This is a genomic window from Promicromonospora sp. NPDC023987, assembly GCF_040639055.1.
Taxonomy (GTDB): domain Bacteria; phylum Actinomycetota; class Actinomycetes; order Actinomycetales; family Cellulomonadaceae; genus Promicromonospora.
In genome coordinates this window covers 1-8,185 of record NZ_JBEZZF010000120.1, presented here as the reverse complement: position 1 = coordinate 8,185, position 8,185 = coordinate 1, and the positions used below count along the sequence as shown (strand labels likewise).

At 72.0% G+C, this 8,185-nt stretch carries 10 protein-coding genes; 4 read left to right on the top strand and 6 right to left on the bottom strand.

Features of this window, described 5'->3' with window-relative positions:
• A partial coding sequence (locus tag AB0F40_RS26800) for a hypothetical protein (protein WP_357475233.1) occupies nt 1-208 on the top strand: 208 nt, incomplete at its 5' end.
• A 131-nt stretch (nt 209-339) separates the two neighbouring features.
• On the opposite strand, the gene AB0F40_RS26795 is transcribed toward AB0F40_RS26800, so the two are convergent.
• The 3 genes from AB0F40_RS26795 to AB0F40_RS26785 are packed head-to-tail and all read right to left on the bottom strand — an operon-like array spanning nt 340 to nt 2,834.
• Entirely contained in the window at nt 340-1,068 is a 729-nt protein-coding gene (locus AB0F40_RS26795) for an aminotransferase class IV (protein WP_357475231.1), read from the bottom strand.
• 21 nt (nt 1,069-1,089) lie between these two features.
• The gene (locus AB0F40_RS26790) at nt 1,090-1,734 is read right to left on the bottom strand and encodes a response regulator transcription factor (RefSeq protein ID WP_357475229.1); all 645 of its coding nucleotides are present in this window, start codon (nt 1,732-1,734) and stop codon (nt 1,090-1,092) included.
• A complete protein-coding gene (locus AB0F40_RS26785) occupies nt 1,731-2,834 on the bottom strand; it encodes a histidine kinase (protein ID WP_357475227.1) in 1,104 nt (367 codons plus the stop codon). Before AB0F40_RS26785 ends, AB0F40_RS26790 begins: the two co-directional genes overlap by 4 nt.
• Nucleotides 2,835-2,947: 113 nt before the next feature.
• Here AB0F40_RS26785 and AB0F40_RS26780 point away from each other — a divergent pair, with 113 nt between their 5' ends.
• The gene (locus AB0F40_RS26780; RefSeq protein ID WP_357475224.1) at nt 2,948-3,685 is read left to right on the top strand and encodes an ABC transporter ATP-binding protein; all 738 of its coding nucleotides are present in this window, start codon (nt 2,948-2,950) and stop codon (nt 3,683-3,685) included.
• Complete coding sequence (locus AB0F40_RS26775) at nt 3,682-4,446, top strand: ABC transporter permease (RefSeq protein ID WP_357475222.1); 765 nt, start codon at nt 3,682-3,684, stop codon at nt 4,444-4,446. The genes AB0F40_RS26780 and AB0F40_RS26775 overlap by 4 nt, the downstream gene beginning before the upstream one ends.
• Before the next feature lie 3 nt (nt 4,447-4,449).
• Here AB0F40_RS26775 and AB0F40_RS26770 read toward each other — a convergent pair whose 3' ends face one another.
• The gene (locus tag AB0F40_RS26770) at nt 4,450-5,328 is read right to left on the bottom strand and encodes a helix-turn-helix transcriptional regulator (RefSeq protein WP_357475220.1); all 879 of its coding nucleotides are present in this window, start codon (nt 5,326-5,328) and stop codon (nt 4,450-4,452) included.
• Nucleotides 5,325-6,347 (bottom strand): zinc-dependent alcohol dehydrogenase family protein, encoded by a 1,023-nt coding sequence (locus tag AB0F40_RS26765; RefSeq protein WP_357475218.1) that lies wholly within the window; start codon nt 6,345-6,347, stop codon nt 5,325-5,327. Before AB0F40_RS26765 ends, AB0F40_RS26770 begins: the two co-directional genes overlap by 4 nt.
• A 151-nt stretch (nt 6,348-6,498) precedes the next feature.
• Between AB0F40_RS26765 and AB0F40_RS26760 the strand changes: the two genes are divergently transcribed.
• Nucleotides 6,499-7,605 (top strand): AI-2E family transporter, encoded by a 1,107-nt coding sequence (locus AB0F40_RS26760; protein ID WP_357475216.1) that lies wholly within the window; start codon nt 6,499-6,501, stop codon nt 7,603-7,605.
• 86 nt (nt 7,606-7,691) lie between these two features.
• Here the strand turns inward: AB0F40_RS26760 and AB0F40_RS26755 are convergent, their stop codons facing one another.
• Nucleotides 7,692-7,916: a type II toxin-antitoxin system prevent-host-death family antitoxin gene (locus tag AB0F40_RS26755; RefSeq protein WP_357475214.1), complete on the bottom strand. Its 225-nt coding sequence runs from the start codon at nt 7,914-7,916 to the stop codon at nt 7,692-7,694.
• Between the last annotated feature and the right edge of the window lie 269 nt (nt 7,917-8,185).

Genomic DNA, 8,185 nt, shown 5'->3' with positions numbered 1-8,185 from the left:
CGCGGAGCGCCGCGCCCCGGCCCGAGAGCGCGCGGGCGACGTCGGAACCGTGCCCAACAGCATTCTGGAGGCGGACCTCTCGCTGGTCCGCTGTCCCGGTGGGGCCGCTGACCAGAGCATGATCGTCGCGGCATCTAGTACTGATCTGGGAGGTGTCAGCTCAAGTGAACTTCGTTCCCCTGAGCACCGGTTTTGCGGGCTGAGCTGAATTGTTCAGCTGACGTGAAGAAAGCGGGATCAGGGTGACCGAATTTCAGTAGACCTGGCAGGTACGCCCTGGGTACACCCTGCCCCTGGCGCGCCATCCACCGGCACCGTGCGTTGCCGCGGCCGGAGCGCCTAGACCTCTTCCCAAGGGACCGCCGCGAGGCGTTCGACGACGCCGGCGACGAGTGGCCCGGCGTCGGGCAGCGTGAGGTCGTCGACCGACGCGACGGCGACGACGCCCAGCGAGCTGACCAGGAACGCCCCGGCGAACCCCGCGACGTCGTCGGCGTGGACCCGGTGCCGGGCCGACGGCGTGCTCGCCTCGACGAGCCGCATGGCGGTGCCGTGCAGGTGCGGAGCGTCCGGCCAGACGACGCTGCCGTCCGGTCGGAAGAAGCCGATGTTCGCCGTCGACGACTCGGCGACGGCGCCGTCGGGTGCGGTCAGCAGGGCATCGTCGTACCCGTCGAGCCGGACCCGGCGGGCCCACTCCAGCTGCGCGAAGCCGCCCAGGTGCTTGAGGTGGGCGAACGGCCGCAGGTAGGGGACGGAACAGAGCCGCTGCGGGCCGGTGGGCGGATCGTGCGGGTCGCCGACGGACACCAGGACGTGCTCGGCGTCGCGCAGCATGACCCGGACCGAGGCGTCGGCGGTCCCGGCCAGGGCGTGCCGCACCAGGTCACGTACCCGGTCGCCCGGGAGCGCCCGCCCGAACAGCTCGCGGTGCGCGGAGTCGAGCCGGTCCAGGTGGTTCGTCAGTCCCTGGACCCCTCCGCCGCGCACCTGCATGGCCGTGAAGTGGCCGTAGGTGCTGAACAGCTCGGGTGCCGTCGCCGGGCGGCCGTCGGTCTCGATGCGCACCCTCGGGACCCTACCTGCGCGCTAGCGGAGGATCCCCAGCCGGAGGGCGCGGAGCACGGCGTTGGTGCGGTCCCGGGCCGCGAGCTTGAGCAGGATGGTCGAGACGTGGTTCTTCACGGTGCCCTCGACCAGGGACAGTGCGCGGGAGATCTCGCGGTTCGTGTACCCCTCCGCCATGAGCCGGAGCACCTCGAGCTCGCGCCCGGTCAGGTCCTGGGCGGGGGGCGCGTCGTCACCGGCCACGGACGGGAGCGAGCGGATGGCGCGCAGCATCCGGTCGGTGATCGACGGTGCGACCAGCGTGCCGCCGTCGGCCAGGGTGCGCACCGCCCGCGTCAGCTGCTCGACCGTCACGTCCTTGAGGAGGTACCCCCGCGCGCCGGCCCGCAGGGCATCGAGCACGAGGGTGTCGTCGTCGAAGGTCGTGAGCACCAGCACGGGGATGTCGATGCCGTGCTCGCGGAGCCGGCGGAGCGTCCAGAGGCCGTCGTAGCGGGGCATCCGGAGGTCGAGCAGGATCACGTCGGGCAGCGTGGCGGTGACGACCTCGAGCGCGGCCTGGCCGTCGTCGGCCTCCCCGACGACGTCGACGGAGGCGATCTCCAGCAGCGTGCGGATGCCGTGCCGCACGAGGGTCTGGTCGTCGACGAGCACCACCCGGGTCATGCCGGCACCGTCGCGGTGACCCGGAAGCCGTCGTCGCCGTCGAACCGTACGCCGCCGCCGAGCGCCTCGAACCGCTCGGTGAGACCGCGCAGCCCGTTGCCGGGCACCAGCTCGCGGTACCCGCGGCCGTCGTCGACAGCGGTCAGGACGACGCCGGGCGGGCGGGCCGAGACCTCGATCCACAGCTCGCGCGCTTCGGCGTGCCGCAGGGTGTTGGTGGCGATCTCCTGCACCGCCCGCACGAGTGCCGCCGACTGCTCCTCGTCGACCTGCACCTCGGGTTCGACCTCCACCGTCACCTCGAGGTCGGGCAGGTCGTGCACCACCTGGCGGAGCGCTCCGCTCAGGTCCGACGACGACGCCGTCCGCAGCTCGCTCACCGTCTGCCGCACGTCGGCGAGGAGGTCGCGCGCCACCCGGTTCGCCCGGTCGACGTGCTCGCGTGCCTGCTCGCCCTCCCGGTACCGGGCCGCCTCCAGCTCCAGCGTGAGCACGGTGAGCTGATGGCCGATGAGGTCGTGCAGGTCGCGCGAGATCCGTAGCCGCTCCGCGGTGCGGGCTGACTCCGACAGGAGCACCGACGCCGCGCGCAGGTCGACGTGCGCCTGGCTCAGCTCCCGGCGCAGCCGCTGCTCGCGGATGAGCGTCGCCGAGCTCAGCATCGTCGCGACCTGGATGAGCAGGTAGAAGCCCACACCGATCAGGGCGTCGGTCGTGCCGCGGTGCAGCAGGGCCATGACGAGGGCGAGGACAAAGGTGTTGAGCCCGATGACGACGAAGCCCGCCCAGAGGGGCATGACGTAGATGCTCACCGCCGCGGTGATCACCAGCAGGATCGGCAGCAGGCCCAGGTGCGGCACGGTCAGCAGCGTCGCCCACGACGCCACGACCGCCGCACCGAACAGGCAGTACGTGAGCGGGTCCGACCCGTCCCGGATGACGGAGAGCAGCAGGGCGACGTACACGGCCAGGAAGAGCGCGGCCCACCAGCCACGCGGGATGGTCGGGTCCACCGGTCCGAACAGAAACGGCGCGCCCACCGTGACCGACACGGCCAGCATCACCAGCCCCGACCACTCGTCAGTACCCAGCCGCCGCATGCGAACCACCCTATGAGGCGAGCGTCCGGCGCCGCCGGTGCCGAAAGTCATGGATCACTTCCCTGACCATCGGCACGCGCGGTCGCTGGGCCGGCCCGCATAGCGTCGCCGCCATGACCAGTGCAGAACCGGCGATCTTCGCCGAGCACCTCCACAAACGCTATGGCGACAAGGTAGCCGTCGACGACGTGACCCTGCGGGTCGGACCCGGCGAGGTGTTCGGCATCCTCGGCACCAACGGCGCGGGCAAGACCACCACGGTCGAGATGATCGCGGGGCTGCGCCGGCCCGACGGCGGACGAGTCACGCTCCTGGGCCTCGACCCGCGGCGTGACCGTGCCGAGGTGCGCCAGGTGCTGGGCGTCCAGCTCCAGGAGGCCTACCTGCACGGCGCGCTCACGGTGGCGGAGCTGATGGGCCTCTACGGCAGCTTCTACCCGGACCCGCGGCCCACCGGCGAGCTCCTCGAGCTGGTCGGCCTGGCGGAGAAGTGCGGTGTGCGCTTCGAGAAGCTGTCCGGCGGCCAGCAGCAGCGGCTCTCGATCGCGCTCGCCCTCGCCGGACGTCCCCGCGTGCTGATCCTGGACGAGCTCACCACGGGCCTCGACCCGCGGGCCCGCCGGCAGATGTGGGCGACGATCGAGCACCTCCGCGACGAGGGCGTCACCATCGTGCTCGTCAGCCACGCGATGGAGGAGGTCGAGCGGCTCTGCGACCGCGTGGCGCTGCTCGACGCCGGACGCGTGCTCGCCGTCGAACCCCCGGTCGGCCTGGTCGCGCTGGCAGGCGCGCAGAACCTCGACGACGCGTTCGTCGCCCTCACCGGAAAGCAGCTGGAGGAAGCCGAATGAGCACAGTGGTCGAAGCTCGCCAGCCGGGCGCACGGTCCTGGCTGACCCTCGTGGTGTGCGAGGCCAAGATGGTCGTACGGGACACGGCAGGCCTCGTGGTCCCCGTGCTCCTGCCCCTGCTGATCCTGGTGATGAGTGCCGGGTCGGCGAGTGCTCATGTGGCCGGCGGGTTCACCGCACTGGAGGCCTACGTGCTCCCCCTGGTGCTGACGATGGTCCTGGCCAGCATCGGCGTCATCAACATGCCCAGCTTCCTCGCCTACTACCGGCGTACCGGCATCCTGCGCCGGCTCGCGGTCACGCCGGCCTCTCCGGCCATGGTCCTGGTCGCTCAGGTGGTCGTGAGCATGCTGCAGGCGCTCGTCGGACTCGCCGGAGCCCTGGCCGTGGCGTTCCTGGCCTTTGATGCGCGTCCCCCGGCGGACCTCGGGGCAGCCTTCGCGGTCTACGGACTCGCGATGCTGGCGCTGTACGCCGTCGGCATGATCGTCGCCGCCGTCGCGCCGACCCCGAACTCGGCTGTCGCGATCGGGCTCATCACCTTCTTCGCCCTCGGCGCCCTCGGCGGCATGTTCGGCGGGTCCGCCAGCCTGCCCGACGCCGTCGCGGCGGTCGGCGAGCTGACGCCCTTCGGAGCTGCCGTCGCGGGACTGTCCGCCGCCTGGGTCGGCGCGGGGGTCGACCCCGTCCACCTCGTCAGCCTGGCGGTCTCGACCCTGGTCGGCGTGGTGACCGCGAGCCTGCTGTTCCGCTGGGACTGACGGTCAGCCGTTCACCGGGTCGGCGGTGCGGGAGCGCTCGGTCTCCTGGGTCGCGGCCCAGCTCGCCAGCAGAGCGAACTTCTCGGCGGATCCGGTGTCCGGGGGAGGGCTGTAGGTGACGATCTGCAGCCCTGCCTCGCCCGGCATCTCGAACACGTCGAAGGCCACGGTGAGCAGGCCGACCTCGGGGTGGCGGAACGACTTGACCCCGGTGCGGTGCTCGTGGACGTCGTGCCCGGCCCAGTCCTCGCGGAACCGCGGGCTCCGGGTGGAGAGCTCGCCGATGAGCGCGGTGAGCTCCTTGTTGAGCGGGTCGCGTCCGGCCTCCAGGCGCATGATCGCCGCGGCGGTGTGCCGGGCCGTGGCCCAGTCGACGTAGTAGTCCTCGGCGCGGCGGTCGAGGAAGATGAACCGGGCGATGTTCGGCGTGCCGTCGGTGTCGAAGTGCGGCGCGTACAGGGCCCGGCCCATGAGGTTCGCGGCGATGAGGTCCTGGTTCGCGTTGTGCACGATCGCCGGGACCGTCAGGTTGTCCAGCACCCGTTGGACCGACGTGCGCACCGACCGCGCGACCGGTTTGCGGTCACGGGCGGACGCCGGAGCGGGAGCGGTGCGGGACAGGTCGAAGAGGTACTCCCGCTCGGCGTCGTTCAGCTGCAGGGCCCGCGCGATGGCGCCCAGCACGCTGTCCGAGGCCCCGCGGATGTTCCCGCGCTCCAGCCGCGTGTAGTAGTCGAGGCTGACGCCGGCGAGCATGGCGACCTCCGCGCGGCGCAGCCCGGGCACGCGCCGCTCACCGCCGAAGTCGGGGATTCCTGCCCGCTCCGGCGGGACGTTCGCGCGGCGGGAGACCAGGAACTCCCGCACCTCGTCCCGGCTCACAGCGTCAGCAGCACCTTGGTCGCGCGGCGCTCGTCCATAGCCCGGTAACCCTCGGCCGCCTCGTCGAGCGGCAGGGTGAGGTCGAAGACCTTCCCCGGGTCGATCGCGCGGTCCCAGATGAGCTGGATCAGCTCGGGCAGGAACCGGCGCACCGGTGCGGGACCGCCGTGCAGGTGCACGCCCGTGAAGAACAGGTCCAGCCCGTTGAGCTCCACGCCGTGCGTCACGCCGACGTAGCCGACGTACCCGCCGGGCCGGGCCGAGTGGATGGCCTGCCACATCGACTCCTCGGTGCCGACAGCCTCGACGACGCCGTGGGCGCCGTACCCGCCGGTGAGCTCCTTGACCTTCGCCGCGCCGGCGTCGCCGCGCTCCTCGATGATGTCGGTCGCGCCGAACTCGCGGGCCAGGGTCTGGCGCTCCGGGTGGCGGCTGGACACGATGATGCGCTCCGCGCCGAGCTGCTTGGCGGCCAGGACCGCCGAGAGCCCGACCGCGCCGTCGCCGACCACCGCGATGGTCCTGCCGGGGCCGGCCTCGGCGGCCACCGCGGCGAACCAGCCGGTGCCCAGCACGTCGGAGGCGGCCAGCAGCGACGGGACCAGGTCGGCGTCGGGCGTGCCGGGGGTGGCGACGAGGGTGCCGTCGGCCAGCGGGATGCGGGCGAGCTCGGCCTGGGTGCCGACCGAGCCCATCATCACGTTGTGGATGCAGCGGGACTGGTACCCGGCCTCGCAGATCTCGCAGGTGTTGTCGGAGGCGACGAAGGAGCCGACGACGTAGTCGCCGACCTTGATGTTCCGCACGTCGTCACCGACCTGCTCGACGATGCCGATGTACTCGTGGCCCATCGGGGTGGGGCCGTTCAGGGCCTCGATCCCGCGGTACGGCCAGAGGTCCGACCCGCAGATGCAGGTGGCGGTCACCCGGATGACGGCGTCGGTCGGCTCGGTGATCCTCGCGTCCTCGCGCTCCTCGACGCGAACGTCGCCGGGCGCGTACATGACAACTCCACGCATGGGTGTCTCTCCTTGCTCGGTGCGCCGCGCCAGCCGGTGCGGCGCGACGTCAGTACTCTCTAGCAGACCCCATCCAACGTCCGTTCGCCCCTGAGGTGGGAGGCCCGGACAGTACCCCCCACCGTGAACCGGTCGGAGCGAACGGAGCGCCATGGCCCGCTTGCCGCAGCGAGTCGCCGGGGCAAGCGCCGGCCGACGCCGGGCCCCCGTCCAGGGCCTGCCTGCGCAGCCGTTCGGGTACGCGCTGCTTGCCACCCTCGGCGTCGGCGCCGGCCTCGCGCTGCTCGGCGCGCTCTCGGCGGTGGCGACGGTCCTCGTGTACGTCGGGCTGGCCCTGTTCCTCGCGCTGGCGCTGGAGCCGGGGATCCGGTACCTCGCCTCGCGAGGGCTGCCGCGCTGGGCGGCCGCGACGGTGATGATCGTCGGGTCCGCCGCCGTGATCGCGCTCTTCGTCGTCGCGGTGCTGCCGCTCGCCGTCCAGCAGGTCGGGATCTTCGGCGCCCAGCTGGTCGACGGGCTGCGGGAGCTGCCCGACCAGGCCTGGTACGCCTGGACCACCGACAACCTGGTCGCTCTCGACCTGAACGGCCTGCTGTCGTCGCTGACCGGGCTCCTCACCGACCCCCAGCAGCTCTCGGTGATCGCGGGCGGCGTTCTGCAGGTCGGCACCGGACTGATCAACGGCGTGACGGCGGTCGTCATCGTCACGGCCCTGACGATCTATCTCGCCGTATCCCTGCCGACCATGGTCTCCGCCGTCCTGCGGCTCGTGCCACGGTCCCGGCGGGACATGACCGGATCGCTCCTGAACGAGGTGCTGGACTCCGTGGGCCGGTACGTCTCCGGGCAGCTGGTCCTGGCGACCGTCAACGCCACGTTCACCCTGCTGCTGACGGTGTTCGCGGGCAGTCCCGCCCCGATCCTGCTCGCCGTCATCGCGTTCGTCGCGGCGCTGATACCCGTTGTCGGGACGGTCATCGGCTCCATCCTCGTGGTCCTCGCGACGCTGACGGTGAGCCCGGTCGCGGCACTCGTCGTCGCCATCTTCCTGCTCGTGTACATGCAGGTCGAGGCATACGTGCTGTCCCCACGGGTGATGAGCCGCGCCGTGGCGGTGCCCGGGGTGCTGGTGATCGTCGCGGCCCTGGCCGGTGCGGCGCTCGGCGGGATCCTGGGAGCCCTCGTGGCCGTCCCGGTCGCCGCGGCGGCGCTGCTCGTCATCAACCGCGTGGTCATCCCGTACCAGGAGACCCGGTGACGGTCCGCATCGCTGGATCCTACCAGGCGGTGCGGACCGCTGGGAGGGTGTCGAACGCGGCGTCGGCTGGGTGTCGAGGAGGTGGGTCACTCCCACGCGGCGAGCTCCTCCTCGTTGATCGGCTCGAAGAAGAACCCGTCCGGGATGGCGACCGGCACGGTGCCGAACGTGCGCTGAGCCACGGGCTCCACCGGGATCAGACGGACGGCAGGTTTTCCGGAGCGGGCGACGACGATCTCCTCGCCGTGCTGGGCGCGCGAGATCAGTTGGGAGAGATGAGTCTTCGCTTCCTGGACGTTCACGACGGTCATACGATCACGGTCGCGTGGACTCCTGGTCCGGTCAAGGTGACCAGACCGGGCAGGTGCAGGGCGTGTGCCGCCTCAAGGGCTGACTGAGACGCCCGCCGGCTCCTGGCGCGCGACCATCTCGGCGATCCAGACCGGCACGTACGGCGGCGTGCAGCCCGGCGAGGCCGGGTAGTCGGGGGGGGGCTGGCGGGGCGCCCCGCAGCCGCGCGCCCCCCCCCGGCGGGGGGGGGGAGTGGGAGTGCGTGGGGGTGGGTGAGAGTGGGGGGCCC